Source organism: Xanthobacter sp. BG11Y11_SDJG (genome assembly GCF_057364445.1).
This window is the reverse complement of record NZ_JBNFNU010000751.1, coordinates 1-970: the sequence shown is the minus strand read 5'-3', so window position 1 is coordinate 970 and position 970 is coordinate 1. Positions and strand designations below refer to the sequence as shown.

Here is a 970-nt window from a genome sequence, read left to right as displayed (position 1 = left end):
CCGCTCGGCGCGGTGCGGGCGTGGGCCAGACGCGGGGCGCGGACACCGTGGAGGTGATCATCATCGGCGCCGGCGCGGCCGGCATCTCCGCCCGCCCGCAAGGTGGCGGAGGCGGGCCATTCCTACGCGCTGCTGGAGGCGTCCAACCGCGTCGGCGGGCGCGCGCGCACCGACACCCAGATCTTCGGCGTGCCGTTCGACATGGGGGCGAGCCGCATCCACCTGCCGGGCGGCAAGGCGCTGGCCGAGGCCGGCCGCGCCGCGGGGTTCGACGTCTTCACGGTGCCCCTGCCGGCCCGGCTCTATCTCGGCGGCAAGGAGGCGAACGACGCCGAATACGAGGATTTCGCCGCCACCGTGCGCCGGGCGGAGCGCGCCATCATCGCCGCCGGCGATGCCGGACGGGACCAGGCGGCGGCGCGCGTTCTGCCCGATCTCGGCGCGTTCGGGCCAAGCGCCCATTTCATCACCGGGCCCTATACCTGCGCCAAGGAACTGGAGGAGGTCTCCACCGTCGATTTCTCCCGCGCCGAGGAGCGCGAGGGCGAGATGGCCTGCCGCCAGGGGCTCGGCGCCATGGTGGCGAAGCTCGCCGCGCCGCTCACGGTGCGGCTGGAGACGCAGGTGCGCACGGTGGACCTGTCCGGCCGCCAGATCTCGGTGCAGACCAATCGCGGCACCCTGACCGGGCGGGTGGTGATCCTCGCCGTGCCGCCGAGCGTGATCGCCTCCGGCCTGCTGCGCATCACGCCCGGCCTCGTGCCCCGCTACCGCACGGCGGTGGAGCGCATCACCCTCGGCGCGTTCGACCGCATCGCCTTCGAGCTGCCGGGTAATCCGCTGGACCTGAAGGCGGACGAGCGGCTGTTCTTCAAGGCTGCCACCAGCCGCTCCACGGCGCTCGCCGCGCGCATCGGCGGCACCGACCTCTACGGCCTCGACGTCGGCGGCGCGCTCGCGGCCACCCTCG

At 74.1% G+C, this 970-nt stretch carries 1 protein-coding gene; it reads left to right on the top strand.

Annotation, left to right across the window (positions count from 1 at the left end; translation table 11 throughout):
• Positions 1–102: 102 nt before the first annotated feature.
• Positions 103–970, top strand: an 868-nt coding sequence (locus AC2W7M_RS26285) for a flavin monoamine oxidase family protein (protein WP_486136114.1), incomplete at its 3' end; no start/stop codon positions are given.